Genomic DNA, 23,201 nt, shown 5'->3' with positions numbered 1-23,201 from the left:
GCCGCGCCCCTTACTTCACGACCGCGGCGGCGAGCTTGGACAGCGGCTCGGCGAGCGCGTTCACCGCGTCCGAGAGCTCCTTGCGCTGCCCCTCGCCGACCTTGTCGTAGGAGACGAAGTCGTAGGAGTCCTTGCTCGGGCGGTACTTGTCCAGCAGCGTGTTCAGCGCGGCGAACTGCTTGTCCAGCTCCTTGGCCAGCGCGGGGTCGTTCTCGGCGGCGACCGGCTTCAGCAGCTCGTACGCCCGCTGGGCGCCCTCGACGTTGCCCTTGAAGTCGACGAGGTCGGTGTGCGAGTAGTACTCCTCCTCGCCGGTGACCTTGCCCTTGGCGACCTCGTCCAGCAGTTCCTTGGCGCCGTTGGCCATGGAGGTCGGGGTGATCTCGGCCTTGCCGACCCGCTCCTTCCAGTCCTTCAGGTCCGTGAGCAGCTCACCCGCGAGGGCCTTCTCCTCGGCACCGATGCTCTTCTTCTGCCACAGGGCCTGCTCGAGGCGGTGCCAGCCGGTCCACTTCTGCCCGGGCTCGAGGTCGGGCTTGCGGATGTCGACCTTGGGGTCGATGTCGCCGAAGGACTCGGCCACCGGCTCGGTGCGCTCCCAGCCGAGGCGGGAGGGGGCGTAGGCCTTCCGCGCGGCGGCGACGTCGCCGTCCTGGACGGCCTTGACGAACGTCTCCGCGAGCGGCAGCGTCCGGTCGGCCTGGTCCTGCGCGTACTGCCGGTACGCGGCGACGGCCTGGTCCAGCTTCGGGTCGCGCTCGGCGCTCGTCCCGCCACCGGTGACGGTGAGCTTCTGCCGGATGCCGTGGCCCTTCATGCCGGGCCGGCAGGCGATCTCGTACGAGCCGGCCTTCACCTCGGCGGTCAGCGTGTACTTGGTGCCGGGCCCGATGTTCTCCTTCTCGGAGACGATCCGGTCGTCCGGGAACAGGATCTCGACCTCGGTGGCCTTCGACCCCTTGTTCGCTATCTCCAGGGTGACGTGGCCGGCCGGAACGGACGTGGAGGACGTCTCGCACCGGGAGTCGGCCGCGGTGACCTGGACGGCCGCGCCGTCCTTGGCGTCGCTCTTCGCGGTGCAGGCCGCGAGGGCGGTCAGAGTCGCCGCGGTGGCGGCGGCGGTGACGGTCAGGCGGACGGCTCGCATGCGGGGCTCCTGGCGGATCTGGTGTGGTGAGGCTGCCCTAACTTACCTGAGGCTAACCTCACCTCAACCCCGCGGGGTCGTGATTCAGCTCTCACCTGGCGATGTTTCAATGTGCGAGTGACTGACTACGACGTCCTCCGCGTCTTCTGCGGACCGAACGGCGGCTACGGCAACGAGCTCGGCGTCGTCCGCGACGGCTCGGTCCTGCCCGACCAGGGCGACCGGCAGGCGCTGGCCGGCAAGCTCGGCTTCAGCGAGACCGTGTTCGTGGACGACCCCGAGCGCGGAGTGATCGACATCTACACCCCCACCCTGCGCCTGCCGTTCGCCGGGCACCCCTGCGTCGGCACCGCCTGGCTGCTGGACGTCCCCGAGCTGGTCACCCCCGCCGGGGTGGTCGGGGCCCGCCTGGACGGCGAGTTCAGCTGGATCGAGGCCCGCGCGGAGTGGGCCCCGCCGCGCACCCTGCGCCAGTACGGCAGCGCCGCCGAGGTCGACGCCCTGGACGTGCCGCCGCCCGGCGAGTGGATCTACGCCTGGGCCTGGGAGGACGAGGCCGCGGGCCGCGTGCGGGCCCGCGCCTTCCCCGGCCGCGACGACGGTGTCGACGAGGACGAGGCGACGGGCGCTGCGGCCCTCCTCCTCACCGAGCGCCTGGGCCGCGCCCTGAACATCGTCCAGGGCAGGGGCTCGCAGATCCTGACCGCGCCCCAGCCGCACGGCTGGGTCGAGGTCGGCGGCCGGGTCTTCCTCGAACGCTGACGGCCCCCGGACCTACGCGGTCCGCGGGAACTCCTCGCCCAGGGCCTCGAAGACGGCCGTGTTGAGGGCGAACGCCCGGTTGCACTCCGCCACCATGCGCTGCCTCTCCAGCTCGTCCACGCCGACCGCGTCCAGCCTCTGCCGGTACTCCCTCTTGAACGCGGCCGGGCCGGCGATGTCCTCGAAGACGTAGAAGCGGACGCCGTCGCCCTTCCTGGCGAAACCCCAGGTCCGCTCCGCCCGGTCCCGGACGACCTGGCCGCCGGACAGGTCGCCCAGGTAACGGGTGTAGTGGTGGGCGACGTAACCGCCGGGCCAGTGCGCGGCGCACGCCCGGACCCGGTCCGCGTACGCGGCGGTCGCGGGCAGGGCCGACAGGCCCGCCCGCCACCCGGCGCCCCGCAGGTGCGCCAGATCCCGCTCCAGCGCGGGCAGCCGCATCAGCTCGGGCCGGACGAACGGCCCGGCCACCGGGTCGGCCGCCAGCCGCCCGGCCGCGCTCTCCAGCGCCTCGTAGACGAACCACAGCTGCTCGGTGTAGCGCGCGTACGCCGCCACGCCCAGCCGGCCGCCGAGCAGGTCGCTCAGGAACGGCGAGGACTCCGCCGCCAGGTGCTGCCCGCGCGAAGCGGTGCGCAGGACGGTCGAGAACGACTCCATGGGGCTCTCCTCCGGGCCTCGTGGGGGCTCGGAGGTCCTACGGCAGGGTCAGGACGTCCGCGCCCGTCTCCGTCACCACCAGCGTGTGCTCGAACTGGGCCGTGCGCCTGCGGTCCCTGGTGACGACCGTCCAGCCGTCGTCCCACATGTCGTACTCGTGGGTGCCCAGCGTCAGCATCGGCTCGATCGTGAACGTCATGCCGGGCCGCATGACGGTGGTGGCGTGGGGGCTGTCGTAGTGCGGGACGATCAGCCCGGAGTGGAACGAGGAGCTGATGCCGTGACCGGTGAAGTCCCGCACCACCCCGTAGCCGAAGCGCTTGGCGTACGACTCGATGACCCGGCCGATGACGTTGATCTGCCGGCCCGGCCTGACGGCCTTGATCGCCCGGTTCAGGGACTCCCGGGTCCGCTCCACGAGCAGCCGCGACTCCTCGTCCACGTCGCCGACCAGGTAGGTCGCGTTGTTGTCGCCGTGCACCCCGCCGATGTACGCCGTCACGTCCAGGTTGACGATGTCGCCGTCCCTGAGGACCGTCGAGTCCGGGATGCCGTGGCAGATGACCTCGTTGACGCTCGTGCACAGGGACTTGGGGAAGCCGCGGTAGCCGAGCGTGGACGGGTAGGCGCCGTGGTCGCACATGTACTCGTGGGCGACCTTGTCCAGCTGGTCCGTGGTCACGCCCGGCGCGATGATCCTCGCGGCCTCTTCCATCGCCCGCGCGGCGATCCGCCCGGCGATCCGCATCGCCTCGATGGTCTCCGGGGTCTGCACCTCCGGCCCGGTGTACGGCGCCGGCGCGGGCTTGCCGACGTACTCGGGGCGGCGGATGTTTCCGGGGACCGAACGGGTGGGAGAGAGCTCCCCTGGTACGAGCAGCGACTGGCCAGACATGCAAGCGAGTCTAACCAGCGGGCTTGGGGGAACATGTCGTTGGCGAGAGGAGCTGGTCATGGCCCTGTTCAAGAAGCGCACGGTCGGCAAGCCGGGCGAGTGGTTCTACTGCCTGGAGCACAAGAAGGTCGAGGAGGGGCCGGAGTGCCCCGCCAAGGACCGGTTCGGGCCGTACGCCTCCCGGGAGGAGGCGCAGCACGCGATGGAGACGGCCCGCGAGCGCAACCTCGAGTGGGAGAACGACCCGCGCTGGCACGACGCCACCGCGGGAAGCCCGTCCGACGACGACTGATCACACCCGGGCGGACGCGGCGGCCGCGCGCCTGGCGCGCAGCCGCACCGCGTGCTCGCCGGTGCGGGCGTCGTAGGTCATCAGCCCCGGCGGGCACACCGCGAGCAGGCCCATCGCGCCCACGCGCAGCGGGCCGCCCGGCCGTGCCCGCGGCCGTCGACCCTTCACCACGGCGCGGCCGGCGGGGCCGTCAGGATCTCCGCCAGCCGGGACAGCCGGTCCCGGAACCCCCGGCGCGCCCTCGGAGAGCCCGCGTTCTCGCCCGCCGCCGCGCTGACCAGGTGCTGCACGCTGTCCAGGTCCAGCTCCGCCCCCTCGGGCACGGCCAGCGTCTCGTGGGCCATCGCGGACAGCTCGCCGCCGCCCGCCCCCAGCGCCAGCACCGTCGCCCCGGCCCGCCGCGCCGCGTGCACCCCCTCCAGCAGCTCCGCGGGCTCCTCGGGCGCGACCACCAGCAGGGTCTCGCCCCGCCGCGCCTCCTCGATCCGGCCGGGACCGACGGCCAGGTGGGCGGGGTCGGACGGGCGCGCGTGGTGCCGTACGAGCGTGGGCGCCAGTTCGGGCGTGCCCGACCAGGCCGCCTCGTCCACCAGGTGCGCCGCCAGGTGCCAGGGCTCGTACGCGGGCGTGCCCACCAGCAGCAGCCCGCCCCCGTGCGCCACCACCGACCCGCGCAGGACCCCCGCGAACCGCCGTGTGGCCCCCAGCCACTCGGTCCCGGCGAGCACTTCGCGCAGCAGCGCGACCCGTACGGCGTCCATGCCGCCGCATCCTGCCGCAACCGGTCCCGGGCGGGGCGGGCTTCCCCCGGAATTCGCCCGACCCGGGGACGTAGAGTCGCCCCATGACCTCTACCGACAGCGCACAGACCCCCGCCAAGGCCCCCGCCAAGGACCCCTGGGACCTGCCCGACGTCTCCGGGCTGGTCGTCGGCGTGCTCGGCGGCACCGGCCCGCAGGGCAAGGGCCTCGCCCACCGGCTCGCCCGGGCCGGCCAAAAGGTGATCATCGGCTCCCGGGCCGCCGAGCGCGCCCGGGCCGCCGCCGAGGAGCTGGGGCACGGCGTCGAGGGCGCCGACAACGCCGAGACCGCGCGCCGCAGCGACGTCGTGATCGTCGCCGTTCCGTGGGAGGGCCACGGCAAGACCCTGGAGTCGCTGCGCGAGGAGCTGGCCGGGAAGCTCGTCGTGGACTGCGTCAACCCGCTCGGCTTCGACAAGAAGGGCGCCTACGCCCTCAGGCCCGAGGAGGGCAGCGCCGCCGAGCAGGCCGCCGCCCTGCTGCCGGACTCCCGGGTCACCGCCGCCTTCCACCACCTGTCGGCCGTGCTGCTGCAGGACCCGGACATCGAGGAGATCGACACCGACGTCATGGTGCTGGGCGAGGAGCGCGCCGACGTGGAGACCGTGCAGGCGCTGGCCGGGCGCATCCCGGGCATGCGCGGCGTCTTCGCCGGGCGGCTGCGCAACGCCCACCAGGTGGAGTCCCTGGTCGCGAACCTGATCTCCGTCAACCGCCGGTACAAGGCGCACGCCGGGCTCCGCCTGACCGACGTGTGAGGCGTTCCGGGCGATGGGGGACACTGGTCGCCGTAGCAGTGTCCCCCGCAAGGAGCCGACCCCCATGCCCCGCATCGCCCTCTACACCCTGATCGTCTGCCTCCTCGCGGTGGCCGCCGCGGTCGTGTCGTTCGTCCAGGGCAGCTGGCTGGGCGTCGTCTGGGTGCTGCTGGCGGGCCTGTCGTCCAACATGACCTGGTACTACCTGCGGCGGGGCAGGGCCGGCTACGCCCAGAAGCGGTAGAGGCTCCAGCCGGCCGACACGTCGAGGTCACCGACCCCCAGGGCCCGCAGGATCGCGTGGACCGCGCCGAAGAACACCGCGTTGACCGACGGCACCCACAGCAGCGCGAACACGAACAGCAGCCCGAACGACGCGAACGGCTCCACCTGGCGCTTGACCGCCTGCGGCAGCCACGGCTCGATCACCCCGTACCCGTCCAGCCCGGGCACCGGCAGGAAGTTCAGCACCGCGGCCGTCACCTGGAGCAGCGCGAGGAAGGCGAGCGCGAACCGGAAGCCGAGGGGCACCCCGTCCACGGCGTGCAGCCAGAACGGCGCGGTGCACACCGCCGCGAACAGCACGTTCGTCAGCGGGCCCGCCGCCGAGACCAGGCTGTGCCGCCAGCGGCCCCGGATGCGGCCGTGCTCGATGAACACCGCGCCGCCCGGCAGACCGATCCCGCCCATGATCACGAACACCACCGGGAGCACCACGCTCAGCAGCGCGTGCGTGTACTTCAGCGGGTTCAGCGTGAGGTAGCCCTTCGCGCCGACCGAGATGTCCCCGCTGTGCAGGGCGGTCCGCGCGTGCGCGTACTCGTGCAGGCACAGGGACACCACCCAGGCCGCCGTCACGAACAGGAACACCGCGACGCCGGGCTGCGCGGCGAACCCCGTCCAGGTGGCCCACCCGGTCACCACCGCGACGGCCAGGATCCCGAGGAACACGGGACTGACCCTGCGCTCGCTGCGGCGGGTCACGACTGAGGTCATCGGCAGGCTCCTGGGACTGGTGCGGGCATCGGTGCGGACACGGGGAAAACGTCTCGCGGACGCCCGGTGGTTCCGCGAGGGTGGGCGCATGGCCCTGATGAAGGTGTTCTACGAAGACTGGCAGATGGAGTGCTGCGGCCGTCGGTTCGGGGTGGGACAGGAGGTCGGCTGGCGGATCGTCCGCTACGCCGAGGACGGGGCCGGCCGGGACGGCGACCGGTACGGCGCCGAGGCGTGGGTGGAGAACCACGGCGGACCCCGGCACCCGACCCCGGGCCGGGTCCGCGCCATCGAGCTGGTGTCCCAGGACTACACGATCCACCCCGACCGTGGCGGAACCTTCCTCGAACCCGTGCCGGGAACCCGGACCCTCGAATCCGTCGGCACCTGCCCGAAGTGGTTCGGGGAGCGGGAGACCGGGCCCCGCCGCCTCCGCCGCGTCGTCGGCGCCCTCGTCACCCTGGAGGTCGACGGCTCCGAGGACGCCACGCCGCACCCACCCGGTGACCGCTCCTGACCCCGCGTAGACAATGGACCCCGTGCGCTACCGCCTGCTCGGCCCCACCCAGGCCCTCCGCCCCGACGGCACGCCCGTCCCGGTCGGCGGAGCACGGCTGCGTGCGCTGCTGAGCGTGCTCGCCCTGCGGGCCGGCCGGACCGTGCCGGCCGGCGTCCTCGTGGCGGAGGTGTGGGGCGCCGACCCGCCCGCCGACGCCCCGGGCGCCCTGCAGGCGCTGGTCGGCCGGCTGCGCCGGGCGCTCGGCGCCGGCGCGGTCGACTCGGTGGAGGGCGGCTACCGGCTCGCCGCCGCCCCCGACGACGTCGACCTGCACCGGTTCGAGCGCCTGACCGGCGAGGGACAGCGCGCCCTGGCCGACGGCGACCCCGAGAAGGCGGCCACCGTCCTCGACGACGCCCTCGCGCTGTGGCACGGCCCCGCCCTCGCCGACCTGCCCGACCGCACCGCCGAGGCCGCCCGCTGCGACGCCCGCCGCCTGGACGCCCTGCGCGCCCGGCACGGCGCCGCCCTCGCCCTCGGCCACGCCGGGCAGTCCCTGCCCGAGCTGACCGCGCTGTGCGACAGCCACCCCCTGGACGAGCCTCTCCAGGCGCTGCGGCTGCGCGCCCTGCGCGACACGGGCCGCACGGCCGAGGCACTGGCCGCCTACGACGACGTACGCCGGCTGCTCGCCGACCGGCTCGGCTCCGACCCGGGCCCCGAACTGCGGTCCCTGCACGCCCGTTTACTGACCCCCGAAGCGCCCCCGCGGACGGCCCCCGCCGTCCCGGCCGCCCCGGCGGAGCCGCCCGCGCCGGGCAACCTGCCCGCCCGGCTCACCTCCTTCGTGGGCCGGGAGGCCGACATCGCGGCCCTCCGTGAGGACCTCACCGCCGCCCGGCTCGTCACCCTCCTCGGGCCCGGCGGGGCCGGCAAGACCCGGCTGTCGCAGGAGGCCGCCGACACCGTGCGGGACGTGGCCCGGGACGGGGTGTGGCTGGCCGAGCTGGCCCCCGTCGACGACCCCGAGGCCGTACCGGAGGCCGTCCTCACCGCGATCGGCGCCCGCGAGACCGTGCTGCACGGCGCCGGCGCCGAGAGCATACGCGCCGTCGCCGACCGGCACGACGACCCCCTCGAACGGCTCGTGGAGCACTGCGCCCGGCGCCGCATGCTGATCGTGCTGGACAACTGCGAACACGTCGTCGAGGCGGCGGCCCGCCTGGTGGAGCGGCTGCTCGCCCGCTGCCCCGAGCTGACCGTGCTCGCCACCAGCCGCGAACCGCTCGGCATCCCGGGAGAGCTGCTGCGCCCCGTGGAACCGCTGCCGGAGCCGATGGCGCTGCGGCTGCTCGCCGAGCGCGGCGCGGCCGCCCGGCCCGGCTTCCGCACCGCGGACGACCCCGGGGCCTGCGCCGAGATCTGCCGGCGGCTCGACGGCCTGCCCCTCGCCATCGAACTCGCCGCCGCCCGGCTGCGGATGCTCACCCCCCGCCAGATCGTCGACCGGCTCGACGACCGCTTCCGGCTGCTCACCTCCGGCAGCCGCACCGTCCTGCCCCGCCAGCAGACCCTGCGGGCCGTCGTCGACTGGTCCTGGGACCTGCTCGACGACGGCGAACGCGAGGTGCTGTGCCGGCTGTCGGTGTTCGCGGGCGGCTGCGACCTGGCCGCCGCCGAGGCCGTGTGCGGCCCGGACGCCTTCGACGCCCTCGGCTCCCTCGTCGACAAGTCCCTCGTCGTCGCCGCCCCGGGACCCGACGGCGCGATGCGCTACCGGCTGCTGGAGACCGTCGCCGAGTACGCGGGCGAACGGCTCGACGAGGCGGGCCGCCGCACCGACGCCGAGCGCGCCCACCTGACGTACTTCCGCGAACTCGCCCGCGCCACCGACCTGTTGCTGCGCGGCCCCGGTCAGCGCGCGGCCGTCGAGCGGCTGCAGTCGGAGTACGAGAACCTGCGCACCGCGCTGCGCCGCGCCGTCGCCCTGCGCGACGAGCAGGAGGCGCTCTGCCTCGTCCTCTCCCTGGGCTGGTACTGGCAGATGCGCGACCTGCGCATCGAGGCCCGCAACCTGTGCCGCGAGGTCATGGCCCTCGGACCCGACCCGTTCGAAGAACCGCTCCGCCGCGCCGCCCCGGTGTGGCAGCGCTGCACCGACGTCCCGCCCCCGTACACCGGCGAGCTGCTCGACGAGGCCCGGCGCGGCCTGCACCTGATCCACCTGGCCTGCATGGACACCGAACTGGATGCCTGGCAGACCCCCGAGGCCCAGGCGAAGATGCGCGTCATCGCCCAGGTGTACGAACCCGGGATGCCGCAGACCTGCCGCGCGCCCGGCATGCTCTGGTTCTTCGCCGTGCTGCTGACCGGCGGCATCGAGCGGCTGCGCGGCATCCTCGACGCCTGCGTCCGCACCTGCCGGGAGACCCCCGGATTCGAGTGGGAGCTGGCCGACACCCTGCAGATGCGCGCCAACATGCTGGCCAACCGCGTCGAGTGGGCGGGCGACGCCACCCGCGACGCCGACGAGGCGCTGGAGATATTCGAGCGCCTCCAGGACGCCTGGGGCGCCGCCGAGGCGCTCTCCGCACGCGGCGAGTCCCACGAACGCAAGGGCCGGTACGCGGCGGCGGCCGCCGACTTCCGGGCGGCCATCGCGCACGCCGAACGGCTCGGCGCCCGCGCCCAGGCGGCGGTGCTCGGCGTCCGGCTGGCCGGCGTGCTCCTGGAGACGGACGAGCCGGAGGACGGCGAGCGCATGCTGCGCGACATCGTCGCCCGCCACGACGGCGGCACCAGCGAGGCGATGCCCATGGCCCGCCTGTTCCTGTCCGGCTGGCTCTCCCTGACCGGCCGCCCGGCCGAGGCGCGCGAGCAACTCCGGCTGCTCCGGCTCGACTTCGGCATCTCCCACTTCGCCGTCTTCGACGCCTTCATCCTCGGTCAGGAGGCCTGGGTGGACGTCGTCGAGGGCCGCCACGAGGACGCCCTGGACCGGGTCCGGCAGGCGCTGCGGCGCGCCGCCGAGCCGCTGGCCGAGGCCATCGCCCCGCACCTGTCCGCGCTGTACCTGACCGTCGCCGCGGCGGCCCTGCCCGCGGTCGACGGCGGCGCCCGCGCCCGGGACGCCGCCCGCTGCCTGGGGGCCGCCGCCGCGTCGCTGCCCGCCGGCCACGTCGCGGCGTACACCGAGCGCGCGGTGCGCGAGCGCGCCGAGGCGGCCGTACGGGCCGCACTGGGCGACGCGGCCTACGAGGCCGCGTACGCCGAGGGCGGTGGCCTCTCCCTCGTGGAGGCCACCGCCCTGGTCTGACGTCCCGCGGTCCGACGTCCCCGCCCCGGCGCCGCCGGGGTCAGGCCTTGGTGCGGAACTTGTGGATCGCCACCGGCGCCATCACGGCGGTGAGCCCCACCGACCAGATCAGCGTCACCCACAGGTCGTGCGCGACCGGGCCGCCCTCCATCAGGCCGCGCGCGGTGTCCGCCAGCGCGGACAGCGGGTTGTAGTCGGTGAAGTGCCGCAGCCAGCCCGGCATCGACGCGGTCGGCGCGAAGATCGAGGAGCCGAACTGCAGCGGCATCAGCACCAGGAAGCCCATGGCCTGCACGGACTGCGCGTTCTTCATCGTCACGCCGAGCGTCAGGAACACCCACATCAGCGCCGAGCCGAACACCGCGGACAGTCCCACGGAGGCGAGCAGACCGGCCCAGCGGTGGATGTCGTAGCCCACGAGGACGGCGACCACCATGAGCACCGCGGTCGCGCACAGCATCCGCATCAGCTCCACCGCGATCTTCGCGAAGAGCACCGAGCCGCGCCCGATCGGCAGGGACCGGAAGCGGTCCATGACACCGGAGTTGAAGTCCTGGTTGAAGCCGGTGCCCACGCCCTGGGCCATGTTCATGCCCATCATGGCCATCAGGCCGGGCACGACGTACTGGACGTACTGGTCCTGGCCGCCGCCCATCGACTTGCCGATCGAGCCGCCGAAGACGTACACGAACAGCAGGGTGAAGATCACCGGGAACAGGATGGCGTCGAACATCGACTCCGGGTCCTGCCGGATCCACAGCAGGTTGCGGCGGATCAGCGCACCGGTGTGGCGCAGATGGGCACGCAGCGAGATGGGGCTGTCCGCCATGTCGGCGGCCTGGGTCGGGGAGAGAGTGGCGGCGCTCATGCGGCGACCTCCTGGCGGGCGTCGGCGGGCGTGGCGTCCTGCGGGGCACTGGCGCGGTGGCCGGTGAGGGACAGGAACACCTCGTCCAGGCTGGGCAGTTCGGTGGTGATGGAGGAGATCGTGATGCCGCGCGCGGTGACCGCGCCGACCACGGCGGTCAGCTGCTCGTCGCTGAGGATCGGAACCAGCAGGGTGCCGCTGTCGGTGTCCACGGTGGTGGTGGCCAGCCCGGTGATGCCGAGCTCGTCGAGCAGGTGGGCCAGCGGGCGCAGCTCCAGCGGATCGGCCGGCCGCACGCGCAGGGTGCGCCCGCCGACCTTGGCCTTCAGCTCCTCGATGCCGCCCTTGGCGATGACCTTGCCGCGGTCCACGACGGTCAGCTCCGTGGCGAGCTGCTCGGCCTCCTCCATGTACTGCGTGGTCAGCAGCACGGTGACCCCGTCCCCGACCATCGCCTTCACCTCGTCCCACACCTCGTTGCGGGTGCGCGGGTCGAGGCCGGTGGTCGGCTCGTCGAGGTAGAGCACGGCGGGCCGCCCGATCATCGAGGCCGCCAGGTCAAGCCGGCGCCGCATGCCGCCCGAGTAGGTGCTCGCCGGGCGCCGCGCGGCCTCGGTCAGCGAGAACCGCTCCAGCAGCTCGTCGGCACGGGCCCGGGCGTCCCTGCGGGACAGGTCCAGCAGCCGCCCGATCAGGTACAGGTTCTCCCAGCCCGGGAGCTTCTCGTCCACGGAGGCGTACTGCCCGGTGAGCCCCGTCACCCGGCGCAGCTGCCGGGGCTGCCGTACGACGTCGTACCCGGCCACGGTGGCCCGGCCGGCGTCCGGCGTGATCAGCGTGGACAGGATCCGCACGAGGGTGGTCTTGCCGGCGCCGTTCGGCCCGAGCACCCCCATCACGGTGCCCTCCCGCACGTCCAGGTCGACCCCGTCCAGCGCCTTGGTCTCGCCGTAGTGCTTGACCAGTCCCCGCACGGTCACGGCGTGGCCCCCGCCGAGGGGCTTGTCATCGATTCGCGTCATGCCGAAGACGGTGCCAGAGTCCGCCGACAAAGCACCGACAGGTCGCCGACAGTCACCGACAATCTCCCGACGACCACCGCGACCATCGATTGAGGCGCCACGACGGCGGGCCACCCCATCCGCGAGAGCGGCGCCGGTCCGGGCGCGAAAAGGGGTCAGCCCGCCGACGGGGGAAGATCGGCGGGCTGCCCGGGTGTTTCCGCAATGGCCTAGTGGACGGAGTGCTCCTCCAGCGGGAACGACCCGCCGACGACATCCTCCGCGAACTCCTTCACCGCGTTCCCCATGACCTCACGCAGATCCGCGTACTTCTTGACGAACTTCGGCACCCGCCCCGGCGTCAGACCCAGCATGTCGGTCCACACCAGCACCTGCGCGTCCGTCTCGGGCCCGGCACCGATCCCGACGGTGGGGATGTGCAGCACCCGCGTCACCTCGGCCGCCAGCTCCGCCGGAACCAGCTCCAGCACCACCGCGAACGCTCCCGCGTCCTGCACGGCCTTCGCGTCGCGCAGCAGCTGCGCCGCCGCCTCCTCGCCGCGCCCCTGCACGCGGTAGCCCATCGCGTTGACGGACTGCGGGGTGAGCCCGATGTGCGCCATCACCGGGATGCCGGACTCCACCAGCAGCCGGATCTGCTCGTGCGACCGCTCGCCGCCCTCCAGCTTGACCGCGCCGACCCCGGCCTCCTTCACCAGCCGGGTCGCCGAGCGCAGCGCCTGCACCGGGCCTTCCTGGTAGGAGCCGAAGGGCAGGTCGCCGACGACGAGGGAGCGGGTCGTGCCCCGTACGACGGCCGCCGAGAGCATGGTCATCTCGTCGAGGGTGACGGGGACGGTCGTCTCGTAGCCGAGGTGGCAGTTGCCGGCCGAGTCGCCGACGAGGATCACCGGGATGCCGGCCTCGTCGAAGACGGACGCGGTCATCGCGTCGTAGGCGGTGAGCATGGGCCACTTCTCGCCCCGCTCCTTGGCGAGGGCGATGTCGCGGACGGTGATGCGGCGCGTGCCCTTGCCCCCGTACAGCGCCCTGCTGCCGTCGGAGGAGTTCTGGGCAGCCGAAAGCTGCGTCATTGCGGCTCCTTACGTCATCTCGAGGCGCCCTGACGGCGTCCCCGGACCGTCTCCATGGTGGCACCTCGTGCCAGAGAGGGCCAGGGGACCCGCATGTGATCCATACGGCGTCCTCGGCCTCCGCCGATCCTGCCGGGCAAGTCCCCGCCGTGTAAGGTCTCGGTAAAGTATTACAGATACGAGACGGTGCCGTATTGGAATGGCCGTAGGCTCGAACACATGACAACTTCCGTCCCTGCCTCCCGGATACCGGAAGCGGTGCACCGGCGCCGCTGGGCGATCCTCGGCGTGCTGATGCTGAGCCTGCTCATCGTGGTGCTCGACAACTCCATCCTGAACGTCGCCATCAAGACCATCTCCACCCCGGCGCCCACCGGCCTCGGCGCCACCCAGAGCCAGATCGAGTGGGCGATCAACGCCTACACCCTGGTCTTCGCCGGCCTGCTGTTCACCGCCGGCCTCATCGGCGACCGCCTCGGCCGCAAGAAGGTGCTGCTCGGCGGTCTCGTCGTGTTCGGCCTCGGCTCGGCCCTGGCCGCCGAGTCCGGGTCCCCGGGCGAGCTGATCACCTACCGCGCCGTGATGGCCCTCGGCGCCGCGTTCGTCATGCCCGCCACCCTGGCCGTGCTCATGAACGTGTTCGAGCGCGAGGAGCAGCCCAAGGCCATCGGCATCTGGGCCGGCGGCGTCGGCCTCGCCATCGCCATCGGCCCGATCACCGGCGGTGTGCTGCTGGACCACTTCTGGTGGGGCTCGGTCTTCCTGATCAACGTGCCGATCGTGATCCTCGCGCTCGCGCTGATGGTGTGGCTCGTGCCCGACTCGCGCGACCCGAGGCCGGGCCGGCTCGACCCGGTCGGCGTCGTGCTGTCCGTCGTCGGCCTGGTGCTGCTCGTCTACGGCATCATCAAGGGCGGCGAGCTGGCCGACTTCACCGACCCCAAGGCGCTCGCCACCATCCTCGCGGGTCTCGCCGTCCTCACCGGCTTCGTGATCTTCGAGAAGCGCAGCGACCACCCGTCGCTGGACGTCACCTACTTCAAGAACAAGGTGTTCTCCGCCGCCATGGCGGCCATCGCGCTGGTCTTCTTCGCGCTGATGGGCGTCACCTTCTTCTCCGTCTTCTACATCCAGAGCGTGCGCGGCTACTCCCCGCTGCAGGCGGGCCTGCTGATGCTGCCGCTGGCCGTCGCGCAGATGATCTTCGCGCCGCGGGCCCGGCTGGTCGTCGACCGGTTCGGCAACAAGGCCGTCACCGCCGCCGGCCTGCTGCTGGTCGCGGCCATGCTGGCCATGTTCGCCACCTTCGAGACCGACACGCCGCTGTGGGTGCTGGAGATCATCTTCTTCCTGATGGGCACCGGCATGGCGCACATCATGACGCCGACCTCCGTCGTCATCATGCAGGCGCTGCCCCGCGAGAAGGCCGGTTCCGCCTCCGCGCTCAGCAACACCTTCCGCCAGGTCGGCGGCGCCCTCGGCATCGCCGTCCTCGGCTCGGTGCTCTCCACGGCCTACCGCAACGGCATCGAGGGCAAGCTCGGCGCGCTGCCGCCGGCCCTGCGCGACACGGCCGGCGAGTCCATCGAGGCCACCCTCGGCATCGCCCAGAGGCTCGGCCCGCGGGGCAACGCACTCGTCACCCCCGCCAACGACGCGTTCCTGCACGCCATGCACGTCACCGCCCTGTGCGGTACGGGCATCGCGCTGGTCGGCGCCGTGGTGGTGGCCCTGTTCCTGCCGGGCAGGCCGCCGGCCGGCCAGGAGGGCAAGAAGGAGCCGGAGCTGGTGGCCGCCGCCGACTGAACGGACGCACGGATCGACCGCACCGGGGGGACGGGGCGGGCCGAGCGGGCAGGAGACGCTCGGCGTGCCCAGCGGTTCCACGGGGGAAGGAGGCCGCTGCGGGAGAATTCCCGCAGCACAGTGAGAGGACGGACGACGTGAGCCTTGCCGAGAGCCGGCCGCGACCGGACGGGCCCGTACGGGGCCGGCCGCGCAGCGAAGCCGTGGAACACGCCATCAAAGAGGGCGTGATGAAGCTCCTGGAGGAGGGCGTACCCCTCGCCGAGCTCTCCATCGAGCGCGTCGCACGCACCGCCGGAGTCGGCAAGGCCACGATCTACCGCCGCTGGAGCGGCAAGGAGGAGCTGTTCGTCGACGTCGTACGCGCCGCCGAACCCCCCGACCCCCAACTCCCCGGCACCGGCATGCGCGACGACCTCGTCGCGCTCCTGGAGGCCATGCGCCGGCGCGGCCTGGCCAGCCGCTCCTCGGCGATCCTGCACAACGTGTACGCCCAGATGAAGAGCAGCCCGCGGATCTGGTCGGCGTACCACGCGAGCGTCATAGCGCCCCGGCGGGACCTCACCATGAAGGTGCTGCGCCGTGCGCGGGAGAACGGCGAACTGCCCTCGGACGTCGACCTCGAACTGGTCTTCGACCTGTTCACCGGCCCCATGCTCGTCCGGGCCGTGATGCGCCCGGACGCCGACCTGCCGGAGGACCTGGCGGAGCGGATCGTCGACACCGTCCTGGCCGGCCTACGGCCCGTCAGCCCCCCGGCCGCCCAGCGCTGATGTGCGCGTTTCGTCACAGAACCCGCCTGCCGCCGGGGTGACCGGAACCCCTCGCCCCGCCTCGCTCGTCCTCGTCTTCCGTACGGCCGTCGAGGGACGGCGGGAACGAGCCGATCATCCCCTAGGGTCGGAAGGACACGGGGGACGACGGTGTGCACGGCAGGCAGTGAGGCAGACGGTATGGCGCAGCGGCAGGCGTACGCGACGGAGACGGACAACGGCGGCTCGGCGCCCGAGCACCCGGCGACCCGGTTGCGGCGCCTGACGGATCTGACGCACCGGCTGGCGCGCCGCGAGGCCGGCGGCCCGCGGGGCGGCTGGCGCGGCGACCCGCGCATCTGGCGCCGGGGCATCGTCCTCGCCGTCCTCGCGCTGCTGCTCGCCGCGGTCATGCTGGTCCACTCGCACATCCCCAACCGGATCGGCAACCTCGGCAGCCTGACCGAGACCTTCCTGCCCTGGCTGGGCCTGGCCATCCCGGTGCTGCTCGTCCTCGGCCTGGTCCGCAGGTCGGCGACCGCGCTCCTCGCCGTACTCCTGCCGGCCGTTGTCTGGCTCAACCTCTTCGGCGGCCTGCTCTCCGACAAGTCGGGCACCGGCGGCGACCTGATGGTGGCCACGCACAACGTCAACGCCGACAACCCCGACCCGGCCGCCACCGCCCGGGACGTCGCCTCCTCCGGCGCCGCCCTGCTGGCCCTGGAGGAGCTGCCCAACTCCGCCGTCCCGGTGTACGAGAAGGCGCTCGCGCCGACGTACCGGTACCACGCGGTGGAAGGCACCGTCGGCCTGTGGAGCAAGTACCCGATGAGCGGCGTCCGGGCCGTCGACATCAAGCTCGGCTGGACCCGCGCGATGCGCGCCACCGTGGCCACCCCCGAGGGCCCCGTCGCGGTCTACGTCGCCCATCTCCCGTCCGTGCGGGTGAAGATGGAGGCCGGGTTCACGGCCCGCCAGCGCGACAAGAGCGCCGACGCGCTCGGCGAGGCCATCGCCGACGAGACCCTGCGCCGCGTCGTGCTGCTCGGCGACCTCAACGGCACGATGAACGACCGCTCGCTCAACGCCGTCACCTCCCAGATGCGCTCCACGCAGGGCGCGGCGGGCAGCGGCTTCGGATTCAGCTGGCCGGCGTCCTTCCCGATGGCGCGGATCGACCAGATCATGGTGAAGGGCGTCGAGCCGGAGAGCTCCTGGACCCTGCCCCGCACCGACAGCGACCACCTCCCGATCGCGGCCCGTGTGAAGCTCGACACGTCCTCGTAACCGGCTGGAACAGAAGGCGTGGGAGACTTTGTTCCGTAGTTGAACATACGCTGGATCCGTACGGAACACGCTCCCCCTTCGAAAGGCACAGGCCCTTCATGCCCCTGGCCCTGCTCGCCCTGGCCGTCGGCGCTTTCGGTATCGGCACGACCGAGTTCGTGATGATGGGGCTCCTCCCCGACGTCGCGGACGACCTCCACGTCTCCATCCCCACCGCCGGGCACCTCGTCTCGGCGTACGCCCTGGGCGTCGTCATCGGCGCACCGCTGCTGGCCGCCCTGACGGCCCGCATGTCCCGCCGCACCGTCCTCATCGCCCTGATGGGCCTGTTCGTCGCGGGCAACGCCCTCTCCGCGTTCGCCCCCGGCTACGACTCCCTCCTCGGCGCCCGCTTCCTCAGCGGCCTGCCGCACGGCGCCTTCTTCGGCGTGGGAGCCGTCGTCGCCACGAACATGGTGGCGCCGGAGCGCAAGGCCCGCTCCGTGTCCCTGATGTTCCTCGGCCTGACCGTCGCCAATATCGCCGGCGTCCCCGCCGCCACGCTGATGGGCCAGCACCTCGGCTGGCGGGCTACGTTCCTCGGCGTCAGCGCGATCGGCCTGGCGGCGATAGCGTCCCTGGCGGTGCTCATCCCGCACGACCGTGCCGCCGCCCCCACGACGGGCCTGCGCGGCGAGGTCGCGGCCCTGCGCTCGCTCCCGGTCTGGCTGGCCCTCGGTACGACGGTGGCGGGCTTCGGCGCCCTCTTCGCCGCGTACAGCTACATCACCCCGATGCTCACGGGCGCGGCCGGCTTCGCCGCCACCGACGTGACCCTGCTGCTGGCCCTGTTCGGCGTCGGCGCCACCGCCGGCAACCTGCTCGGCGGCCGCCTGGCGGACCACTCCCTGCGCGGCACCCTCTTCGGCGGCCTGACCTCACTGGTGGCGGTGCTGCTCCTCTTCCCGGTGCTGATGCGCGCCGAGTGGAGCGCGGCGGCCGCGGTGACCCTGCTCGGCACGGCGGCGTTCGTCACCGGCTCCCCACTGCAGCTGATGGTGATGGAGAAGGCCGCCGCCGGCCCCTCCCTGGCCTCCTCCGCCAACCAGGCGGCCTTCAACCTGGCCAACGCCGGCGGCGCCTGGATCGGCGGCCTGGCCCTCGCGGCGGGCTTCGGCGTCACGTCCCCCGCGCTGGCCGGGGCGGCACTGGCGGTCCTGGGCCTGGGCGTGGCCGGGGTGGCGTACGGGGTGGACCGGCGGCGCGAGGTCTCGGGAGCCGGCCGCGTCGTGGCCACTCATGTGCCGGAGCAGGCGGGGGCGTTGCATCACTGACCGTTCGGGAAAGTCGCTGGATCGCCGGCCGCGCCGCGCCTACGGTGACGCCATGAGCGATCACTCGGAGGCGCCTGTCGCGCCCGTCCAGGCCTTCGAACCCCCCTACTACGTGGCCGTCTTCACCACGGTGCGCACCCAGGACCAGAGCGGCTACAGCGAGACCAACGCACGCATGGAGGACCTGGTGAAGGACGTCCCCGGCTTCCTGGGGATGGACCACGCGCAGACTCCCGGCGGGCTGGGCATCACCGTCGGGTACTTCCGCGACGCCGACGCCCTCACCGAGTGGCGGACCAACGCCGAGCACCGCGCGGCGCAGAAGCGCGGGCAGGCCGAGTGGTACGAGAGCTACACCCTGCACGTGGCGAAGGTGGAGCGGAGCCACGGGTTCGGGCGGGCGTAGGGTGCCCGCCGGGAACGCGGGGGCGGAGAACGAGATGGTGGCCGTGCCGGCGGGACGGATCACGCTGTCGGACCGGCGGACGCGGACCAGTTGGCCGGTCGAGGTGGCGCCGTTCCGGATGGCGGCGTACCCGGTGACGCAGTGGCTGTACGCACAGGTCACCGGTCGGCGGCCGAGCAGCGCGCAGGGCGACCGGCTTCCCGTCGAGGGCGTGTCGTGGGCGGACGCGGTCCGGTTCTGCAACGCGTTGTCCCGGCGGGAGGGGCTGACGCCCGCCTATCGGCTGCCCGCCGACGGTGAGACGGCCGAGTGGGACACCCGCGCGGACGGGTACCGGTTGCCGACCGAGGCGGAATGGGAGCACGCCTGCCGTGCGGGTAGCACCGGCCCGCGCTACGGCAGGCTCGACGAGGTCGCCTGGTACCAGGGCAACTCGCAGGGCCGGAGCCATCCCGTGGGCGGTAAGCGGCCCAACGCGTGGGGCCTGTACGACATGCTGGGCAACGTGTGGGACTGGTGCTGGGACGTCTACGACGCCGAGGTGTACGGCGCCTACCGGGTGCTCCGCGGCGGTGGATGGGCCGACGAGCACTGGAGCTGCCGTGCCTCGGTACGGCGGCGCAGCCACCCGACCTTCCGGATCGACGACGTGGGATTCCGCGTCGCGCGCTCAGCGCTGCCCGCGGACAATGCCGCGCGGACGGGCTGACGATCGGAGACGCTGGTGCGGTGGAGCAGCTTCAGAAGATCGTCGCGCTGACTGACGGGGTGCTGGGCGGGGAGGTGATCGGCACCTACCTCCACGGGTCCGCCGTGCTCGGGGGCCTCAGGCCGGCCAGCGACGTGGACGTGCTGGTCGTCTCCCGGCGGCGGATGGACGAGGAGGAGCGGCGGGCACTCGTCGGTGGACTGCTCGGCGTCTCCGGCTCCCGGAACAACGCCCGCCCGGTCGAGCTCACCGTGGTCGTCCAGTCGGAGGTCCGGCCCTGGCGGTACCCGCCGGTCGGCGACTTCCTCTACGGCGAGTGGCTGCGCGCCGAGTACGAGGCGGGCAAGGTGCCCCAGCCGGAGCAGGCACCCGACCTGGCCCTGCTGCTCTCCATGGCGCTGACCGGAGACCACCCCCTGGCCGGCCCACGCCCGGCGCGGGTCCTCGACCCCGTCCCGCACACCGACCTGGTCCGGGCGAGCGCGGCGGGCATCCCCGGCCTGCTGGACGGCCTGGACGGCGACACCCGCAACGCCGTCCTGACCTTCGCCCGCATCTGGGCCACGCTCGCCACCGGCCGCATCCTGCCCAAGGACACCGCCGCCGACTGGGCCGTCGGCCGACTCCCGCCCGAACACCGCCCCGTCCTCGAGCACGCCCGGCACCTCTACCTCAACTGCCGGTACGAGGAGGAGAGCTGGAGCGACGCGCTGCGGGCGGGGGTGCGTCCTTGTGTGGATCACGTGCTCGCCGAGATCGAACGGTTGCGCACCCGCACACGGGAAGGCGGCTGACGTTAGGCCCGGCTCACCGGTGCCTGCAGCTCCGTCACCCACTCGTCGCGGTTCTCGGGGCACTCCAGGGTGACCTCGCGGGGGTAGCCGTCCGAGCGGTAGCCGTGGGCATCGATCCAGTGGGCCAGGGTCTGGGAGGTGGGGACCACGGCGTCCATGGAGCCCCGGTGCACGACGGTCGCCGCCTGGTCGAGCGGCGGCAGGTCGAGGATGCGAAGGGCGCCGTCCTGGAGGGGCGCGGAGACCTGGAGGGCGGCGTGGACGCTGATCCTGCCTCCGCCCTCGGGGGCGTCCTCGTAGTAGGCGACGCCGGGGCCGCTGGGGGTGATACCCGCCGCTTCCAGGCGCCGGCACAGCTCGTCGTAGAGCGGCCCGATGACCGGTCCGATGGCCTCGGGTGCGAAACTCGCCGCGGTCGCGGTCAGCTCCGCCACCCGGACGGCGGGGACCGTCTTGATGACGACGTCGTCCGTGGGCATGTGCCCCTCGCTCTCGATCGCTCGGAGCCTCGCCTCGACCTGGACCAGCCGGGCACCCGCGGCAGCCACGGTGGCCTCCAGATCGGCCCGCCGCAGCCGCAGCATGCCGCGCAGCTCCTCGGCACCGACCTTCTCGTCCACGATGTCCCGGACCTGCTGGAGGGTGAATCCGAGCTCTTTGAGGGCGATGACGCGGTTGAGCCGGGCCAGTTGGGCGGCGGTGTAGTAGCGGTAGCCGCTCACGGGGTCGACATGGGCCGGGCGCAGCAGCCCGGTGGCGTCGTAGTGACGCAGCATCCGGACCGACACGCGGCCGTGCCGGGCGAAGTCTCCGATGGTGAACATGATGTCTCCGAGCTTTCCGCCTGACACGGTGTGAGGGTCAAGAAGCTGGTCGCTGTCGGGACCTTCGGCTGACGACCCGTGGAGACTCATGGGCCGGCAACTCGGCGAGGAGGACGCTATGCCGCCGCTCGCAGACAGGTGGAGGCCGGGAATGGCATCGTGCGCCTGACCCGTTGCGACACGGGCCACCGGCCTGCCAGTCACCCACAGAAGGGGAAAGGGTCCGCCGACGACGTCGACGGACCCTCGCGAAAGATCGAGGTCAGCGCGTTCCCCGCATCTGGCCGAACCATGACGGATCGTCCATCGCGCCCTCGTCCTCATGCCACTGCGGAGGCGCGGAAACGACGAAGCTCCTCAGATCACCGCCCAGCACGAACAGACGCCCGGGCTTGACTTCCACCCCGTAGTCGAGGCCGACCTTCTCGCATTCCTCGTCGTCGGCCCGGCGGATGATCAAGCCGTCGTAGCTGGGACGGAGAAGCATGAGGTCGACGTTGGCGAAGTGGATGTCGATCCGGGTGTCCGGCGGCCTGTCCCGGCTACTGCGCAGGAGCAGCCTGCGATGACCGACGGCGTACTGCCAGACCTTGAAGTACCTGTCCGATCGGAACATCTCGGAACCGGTGGACTCTGGCGTCAACTCAGCTCCCGCCATTCAGTACGTCCCAGTTCGGTTCGGAGACTTGCACGACTTTGCCCTCTTTGCTGTAGAACGTGATATTGCGCCATTCGAAGTTCCCCAGTTGTATCTGGAGACCTATCTGACCCATTTCCCACTGAGTGGCCGCCCAGTCGCCCGAGCGCCAGGCCTTATAGGCGAGCGTGTATTGCTCAGCCGGTGTCTCTCCGTCGAAACCCTTCAGGCTGACTGCGACCTTGCCGTTGTTGCGCAGGACGTTCGATACCTCGGTCATCCACAGGGCGATCGGCTTTCCATTGGCCCTGCCGACCACTTCCCTGTATGCGTCGCCGTTGAAGGTGTAACCCCCCTGGATTTCTTTGGCCAGTGCTTCCGAGTGCTCGCCGATTCCGAGCACCATGGTTCCGGTCGGGCACCCATTTGTGTTGTGCACCAGAACCGGTGTCGTTCCGGCCAGCACATAATAGGTGTGGAGGCTGTCGACCGTGAGGTTGTAGGCGGAGTGAAGCCGGTGATAGCGATGGACGCGGAGCACGGTGACGGTCGCACCACTGCTGGTACGCAGCGTTTGCCCGGGCCGGAGGTCGCCTCCGTCTATCCAGCGATGGTCGCTGGGTGACCAGAAGGGGTGGTGCTGCGTGGCGGTGATCCGCGCATGCCCGACGTCGATCGTAATGTCGGCGAAGTCCGTGTCGTCCGGTGTGTAGATGGTGCGGGAAACGGCGTGGGTTTCGGTGCGGCCGCTTTCAGGATCGGTGGCGAGAACCGCATCGCCGATCCTGATGTCCTTGATCTCTTTGGTCGTGCCGTCGGCCATCAGCACACGCGTGGTGCCAGGGAAGCTGTTGCCGGTGCACCACTTTCGCGCCTTGCCGAGAGCCTCGATCGCCTTGGCACCGATCCCTGCGATGGCCTCGTCGGACAGAGGGAGCGCGCGAAGGGCTTTCCACGCGTCGGTGAAGCCGATGCCGGTCCTGGCAGCGGCGTCGAGGGACTTGACGGCACGGGCGATCGGGGCGAGTGCCTCTTCTACCGGAATGTATGTGGCGATGCTCCAGGCGCAGGCGGTCTTGTCGCCGTGCCAGCAGTCCATCAGGTCTTCGGCGAAGAAGGAGAACAGGATCGATCCGGCCACGTCGCCGAAGAGGCTCTGCCATCCGGCGCGGACGATGTCCTTGCCGGAGAAGTGGTGCGTCCAGCCGTCGATCTCGATGTTCTTCAGCGTCGCCCGCTTCAGGAACTGCCACGCCGCCTTCGGGCATCCGTCGGCCGTGGCCTGGGCCTGGTCGTCGGTGCACAGGTAGAAGTCGGCCTCGTAGGTGACGACCAGGTCGTACTTCGCGTTGCAGCCCTGGAAGGCCGCATCCGGCATGCCCGGGCAGGTACCGATCTGCTTGCTGCTGACGATCTGGACGGTGGACTCGTCCGGGACTGGGAAGACACCGGGAATGCCCGTACCGGCCCCCTCGGAGCGTTGCTTGTCGGCCTCCGCCTTCTCTGCCTTGTCGGCTGCGTCCTGGGCTTCCTTGGCGTACTTGGCGGCGTCCTTGGCTGCCTGTTCGGCTTCGGTCGCGGCTGC

The 23,201-nt window shown here is 72.2% G+C and carries 25 protein-coding genes; 13 read left to right on the top strand and 12 right to left on the bottom strand.

The features are described 5' to 3' along the window. Positions 1 to 10: 10 nt before the first annotated feature. Entirely contained in the window at positions 11 to 1,147 is a 1,137-nt protein-coding gene (gene efeO, locus AQJ66_RS11890; RefSeq protein WP_061919973.1) for an iron uptake system protein EfeO, read from the bottom strand. Positions 1,148 to 1,264: 117 nt separating this feature from the next. On the opposite strand from efeO, the gene AQJ66_RS11885 reads away from it, so the two are divergent. Continuing rightward, a complete protein-coding gene (locus tag AQJ66_RS11885; RefSeq protein WP_061919971.1) occupies positions 1,265 to 1,909 on the top strand; it encodes a PhzF family phenazine biosynthesis protein in 645 nt (214 codons plus the stop codon). Between the two features lie 12 nt (positions 1,910 to 1,921). On the opposite strand, the gene AQJ66_RS11880 is transcribed toward AQJ66_RS11885, so the two are convergent. Then, on the bottom strand, positions 1,922 to 2,569 hold the full coding sequence (locus tag AQJ66_RS11880; RefSeq protein WP_061919970.1) for a biliverdin-producing heme oxygenase: 648 nt from the start codon (positions 2,567 to 2,569) through the stop codon (positions 1,922 to 1,924). Positions 2,570 to 2,606: 37 nt separating this feature from the next. Next, positions 2,607 to 3,464, bottom strand: a complete 858-nt coding sequence (map, locus tag AQJ66_RS11875; protein ID WP_061919968.1) for a type I methionyl aminopeptidase — start codon at positions 3,462 to 3,464, stop codon at positions 2,607 to 2,609. Between the two features lie 58 nt (positions 3,465 to 3,522). Between map and AQJ66_RS11870 the strand changes: the two genes are divergently transcribed. Continuing rightward, entirely contained in the window at positions 3,523 to 3,756 is a 234-nt protein-coding gene (locus tag AQJ66_RS11870) for a hypothetical protein (protein ID WP_061919966.1), read from the top strand. On the opposite strand, the gene AQJ66_RS38810 is transcribed toward AQJ66_RS11870, so the two are convergent. Both AQJ66_RS38810 and AQJ66_RS11865 read right to left on the bottom strand, forming a co-directional pair. Then, positions 3,757 to 3,927, bottom strand: coding sequence for a hypothetical protein (locus AQJ66_RS38810; RefSeq protein WP_159052553.1), 171 nt, complete (start codon positions 3,925 to 3,927; stop codon positions 3,757 to 3,759). It abuts the gene before it with no gap. Next, entirely contained in the window at positions 3,921 to 4,517 is a 597-nt protein-coding gene (locus AQJ66_RS11865) for a hypothetical protein (RefSeq protein ID WP_061919965.1), read from the bottom strand. The genes AQJ66_RS38810 and AQJ66_RS11865 overlap by 7 nt, the downstream gene beginning before the upstream one ends. 83 nt (positions 4,518 to 4,600) lie before the next feature. On the opposite strand from AQJ66_RS11865, the gene npdG reads away from it, so the two are divergent. Further along, positions 4,601 to 5,314 carry an NADPH-dependent F420 reductase gene (npdG, locus tag AQJ66_RS11860; protein ID WP_061919963.1) on the top strand — a complete coding sequence of 238 codons (714 nt, stop codon included), beginning with the start codon at positions 4,601 to 4,603 and terminating at the stop codon, positions 5,312 to 5,314. Between the two features lie 13 nt (positions 5,315 to 5,327). Beyond that, entirely contained in the window at positions 5,328 to 5,558 is a 231-nt protein-coding gene (locus tag AQJ66_RS11855) for a hypothetical protein (RefSeq protein WP_079060184.1), read from the top strand. Here AQJ66_RS11855 and AQJ66_RS11850 read toward each other — a convergent pair. Then, a complete protein-coding gene (locus tag AQJ66_RS11850; RefSeq protein WP_061919959.1) occupies positions 5,540 to 6,310 on the bottom strand; it encodes a site-2 protease family protein in 771 nt (256 codons plus the stop codon). The two genes, AQJ66_RS11855 and AQJ66_RS11850, sit on opposite strands and share 19 nt — an antisense overlap. 88 nt (positions 6,311 to 6,398) lie before the next feature. On the opposite strand from AQJ66_RS11850, the gene AQJ66_RS11845 reads away from it, so the two are divergent. Beyond that, positions 6,399 to 6,827, top strand: coding sequence for a DUF6578 domain-containing protein (locus tag AQJ66_RS11845; protein WP_061919958.1), 429 nt, complete (start codon positions 6,399 to 6,401; stop codon positions 6,825 to 6,827). A gap of 13 nt (positions 6,828 to 6,840) precedes the next feature. Next, the gene (locus AQJ66_RS11840; RefSeq protein WP_061919956.1) at positions 6,841 to 10,125 is read left to right on the top strand and encodes an AfsR/SARP family transcriptional regulator; all 3,285 of its coding nucleotides are present in this window, start codon (positions 6,841 to 6,843) and stop codon (positions 10,123 to 10,125) included. 40 nt (positions 10,126 to 10,165) lie between these two features. Here AQJ66_RS11840 and AQJ66_RS11835 read toward each other — a convergent pair whose 3' ends face one another. The 3 genes from AQJ66_RS11835 to panB form a co-directional block, all read right to left on the bottom strand. Beyond that, the gene (locus AQJ66_RS11835; protein ID WP_061919954.1) at positions 10,166 to 10,993 is read right to left on the bottom strand and encodes an ABC transporter permease; all 828 of its coding nucleotides are present in this window, start codon (positions 10,991 to 10,993) and stop codon (positions 10,166 to 10,168) included. After that, the gene (locus AQJ66_RS11830; RefSeq protein WP_061920212.1) at positions 10,990 to 12,015 is read right to left on the bottom strand and encodes an ATP-binding cassette domain-containing protein; all 1,026 of its coding nucleotides are present in this window, start codon (positions 12,013 to 12,015) and stop codon (positions 10,990 to 10,992) included. Before AQJ66_RS11830 ends, AQJ66_RS11835 begins: the two co-directional genes overlap by 4 nt. 209 nt (positions 12,016 to 12,224) lie before the next feature. After that, positions 12,225 to 13,088 carry a 3-methyl-2-oxobutanoate hydroxymethyltransferase gene (panB, locus tag AQJ66_RS11825; protein WP_061919952.1) on the bottom strand — a complete coding sequence of 288 codons (864 nt, stop codon included), beginning with the start codon at positions 13,086 to 13,088 and terminating at the stop codon, positions 12,225 to 12,227. Positions 13,089 to 13,307: 219 nt separating this feature from the next. Here panB and AQJ66_RS11820 point away from each other — a divergent pair, with 219 nt between their 5' ends. The 7 genes from AQJ66_RS11820 to AQJ66_RS11790 all read left to right on the top strand — a co-directional run bounded on the left by AQJ66_RS11820 (position 13,308) and on the right by AQJ66_RS11790 (position 20,155). Further along, positions 13,308 to 14,894, top strand: coding sequence for an MFS transporter (locus AQJ66_RS11820; protein ID WP_208611348.1), 1,587 nt, complete (start codon positions 13,308 to 13,310; stop codon positions 14,892 to 14,894). A gap of 137 nt (positions 14,895 to 15,031) precedes the next feature. Beyond that, positions 15,032 to 15,667, top strand: coding sequence for a TetR/AcrR family transcriptional regulator (locus AQJ66_RS11815; RefSeq protein WP_079060183.1), 636 nt, complete (start codon positions 15,032 to 15,034; stop codon positions 15,665 to 15,667). 180 nt (positions 15,668 to 15,847) lie between these two features. Next, a complete protein-coding gene (locus tag AQJ66_RS11810; protein ID WP_061919946.1) occupies positions 15,848 to 16,933 on the top strand; it encodes an endonuclease/exonuclease/phosphatase family protein in 1,086 nt (361 codons plus the stop codon). 98 nt (positions 16,934 to 17,031) lie between these two features. Further along, a complete protein-coding gene (locus tag AQJ66_RS11805) occupies positions 17,032 to 18,246 on the top strand; it encodes an MFS transporter (protein WP_061919944.1) in 1,215 nt (404 codons plus the stop codon). Between the two features lie 52 nt (positions 18,247 to 18,298). Continuing rightward, positions 18,299 to 18,652: an antibiotic biosynthesis monooxygenase family protein gene (locus AQJ66_RS11800; RefSeq protein ID WP_061919942.1), complete on the top strand. Its 354-nt coding sequence runs from the start codon at positions 18,299 to 18,301 to the stop codon at positions 18,650 to 18,652. A gap of 34 nt (positions 18,653 to 18,686) precedes the next feature. Next, entirely contained in the window at positions 18,687 to 19,361 is a 675-nt protein-coding gene (locus AQJ66_RS11795) for a formylglycine-generating enzyme family protein (protein ID WP_061920210.1), read from the top strand. 20 nt (positions 19,362 to 19,381) lie between these two features. Then, entirely contained in the window at positions 19,382 to 20,155 is a 774-nt protein-coding gene (locus tag AQJ66_RS11790; RefSeq protein ID WP_061919940.1) for an aminoglycoside adenylyltransferase family protein, read from the top strand. A 2-nt stretch (positions 20,156 to 20,157) separates the two neighbouring features. Here AQJ66_RS11790 and AQJ66_RS11785 read toward each other — a convergent pair whose 3' ends face one another. The 3 genes from AQJ66_RS11785 to AQJ66_RS40015 form a co-directional block, all read right to left on the bottom strand. Beyond that, complete coding sequence (locus AQJ66_RS11785; protein WP_061919938.1) at positions 20,158 to 20,979, bottom strand: MerR family transcriptional regulator; 822 nt, start codon at positions 20,977 to 20,979, stop codon at positions 20,158 to 20,160. A 262-nt stretch (positions 20,980 to 21,241) separates the two neighbouring features. Beyond that, entirely contained in the window at positions 21,242 to 21,622 is a 381-nt protein-coding gene (locus AQJ66_RS11780) for a hypothetical protein (RefSeq protein WP_244162803.1), read from the bottom strand. Position 21,623: 1 nt separating this feature from the next. Continuing rightward, on the bottom strand, positions 21,624 to 23,201 hold a 1,578-nt coding region (locus AQJ66_RS40015; RefSeq protein WP_279617319.1), incomplete at its 5' end, for a polymorphic toxin-type HINT domain-containing protein.

It is taken from the genome of Streptomyces bungoensis, assembly GCF_001514215.1.
In the GTDB taxonomy this organism is placed as follows: Bacteria; Actinomycetota; Actinomycetes; order Streptomycetales; family Streptomycetaceae; genus Streptomyces; species Streptomyces bungoensis.
This window is presented reverse-complemented; position numbering and strand designations above follow the sequence as displayed.

What these genes read in the sequence shown, in the direction of transcription:
- efeO (WP_061919973.1), bottom strand. Translation starts at nt 1,147, where the DNA reads ATGCGAGCCGTCCGCCTGACCGTCACCGCCGCCGCCACCGCGGCGACT.
- AQJ66_RS11880 (WP_061919970.1), bottom strand. Translation starts at nt 2,569, where the DNA reads ATGGAGTCGTTCTCGACCGTCCTGCGCACCGCTTCGCGCGGGCAGCAC.
- map (WP_061919968.1), bottom strand. Translation starts at nt 3,464, where the DNA reads ATGTCTGGCCAGTCGCTGCTCGTACCAGGGGAGCTCTCTCCCACCCGT.
- AQJ66_RS11870 (WP_061919966.1), top strand. Translation starts at nt 3,523, where the DNA reads ATGGCCCTGTTCAAGAAGCGCACGGTCGGCAAGCCGGGCGAGTGGTTC.
- AQJ66_RS11865 (WP_061919965.1), bottom strand. Translation starts at nt 4,517, where the DNA reads ATGGACGCCGTACGGGTCGCGCTGCTGCGCGAAGTGCTCGCCGGGACC.
- npdG (WP_061919963.1), top strand. Translation starts at nt 4,601, where the DNA reads ATGACCTCTACCGACAGCGCACAGACCCCCGCCAAGGCCCCCGCCAAG.
- AQJ66_RS11855 (WP_079060184.1), top strand. Translation starts at nt 5,328, where the DNA reads ATGGGGGACACTGGTCGCCGTAGCAGTGTCCCCCGCAAGGAGCCGACC.
- AQJ66_RS11850 (WP_061919959.1), bottom strand. Translation starts at nt 6,310, where the DNA reads ATGACCTCAGTCGTGACCCGCCGCAGCGAGCGCAGGGTCAGTCCCGTG.
- AQJ66_RS11845 (WP_061919958.1), top strand. Translation starts at nt 6,399, where the DNA reads ATGGCCCTGATGAAGGTGTTCTACGAAGACTGGCAGATGGAGTGCTGC.
- AQJ66_RS11840 (WP_061919956.1), top strand. Translation starts at nt 6,841, where the DNA reads ATGGACCCCGTGCGCTACCGCCTGCTCGGCCCCACCCAGGCCCTCCGC.
- AQJ66_RS11835 (WP_061919954.1), bottom strand. Translation starts at nt 10,993, where the DNA reads ATGAGCGCCGCCACTCTCTCCCCGACCCAGGCCGCCGACATGGCGGAC.
- AQJ66_RS11830 (WP_061920212.1), bottom strand. Translation starts at nt 12,015, where the DNA reads ATGACGCGAATCGATGACAAGCCCCTCGGCGGGGGCCACGCCGTGACC.
- panB (WP_061919952.1), bottom strand. Translation starts at nt 13,088, where the DNA reads ATGACGCAGCTTTCGGCTGCCCAGAACTCCTCCGACGGCAGCAGGGCG.
- AQJ66_RS11820 (WP_208611348.1), top strand. Translation starts at nt 13,308, where the DNA reads ATGACAACTTCCGTCCCTGCCTCCCGGATACCGGAAGCGGTGCACCGG.
- AQJ66_RS11810 (WP_061919946.1), top strand. Translation starts at nt 15,848, where the DNA reads ATGGCGCAGCGGCAGGCGTACGCGACGGAGACGGACAACGGCGGCTCG.
- AQJ66_RS11805 (WP_061919944.1), top strand. Translation starts at nt 17,032, where the DNA reads ATGCCCCTGGCCCTGCTCGCCCTGGCCGTCGGCGCTTTCGGTATCGGC.
- AQJ66_RS11800 (WP_061919942.1), top strand. Translation starts at nt 18,299, where the DNA reads ATGAGCGATCACTCGGAGGCGCCTGTCGCGCCCGTCCAGGCCTTCGAA.
- AQJ66_RS11795 (WP_061920210.1), top strand. Translation starts at nt 18,687, where the DNA reads ATGGTGGCCGTGCCGGCGGGACGGATCACGCTGTCGGACCGGCGGACG.
- AQJ66_RS11785 (WP_061919938.1), bottom strand. Translation starts at nt 20,979, where the DNA reads ATGTTCACCATCGGAGACTTCGCCCGGCACGGCCGCGTGTCGGTCCGG.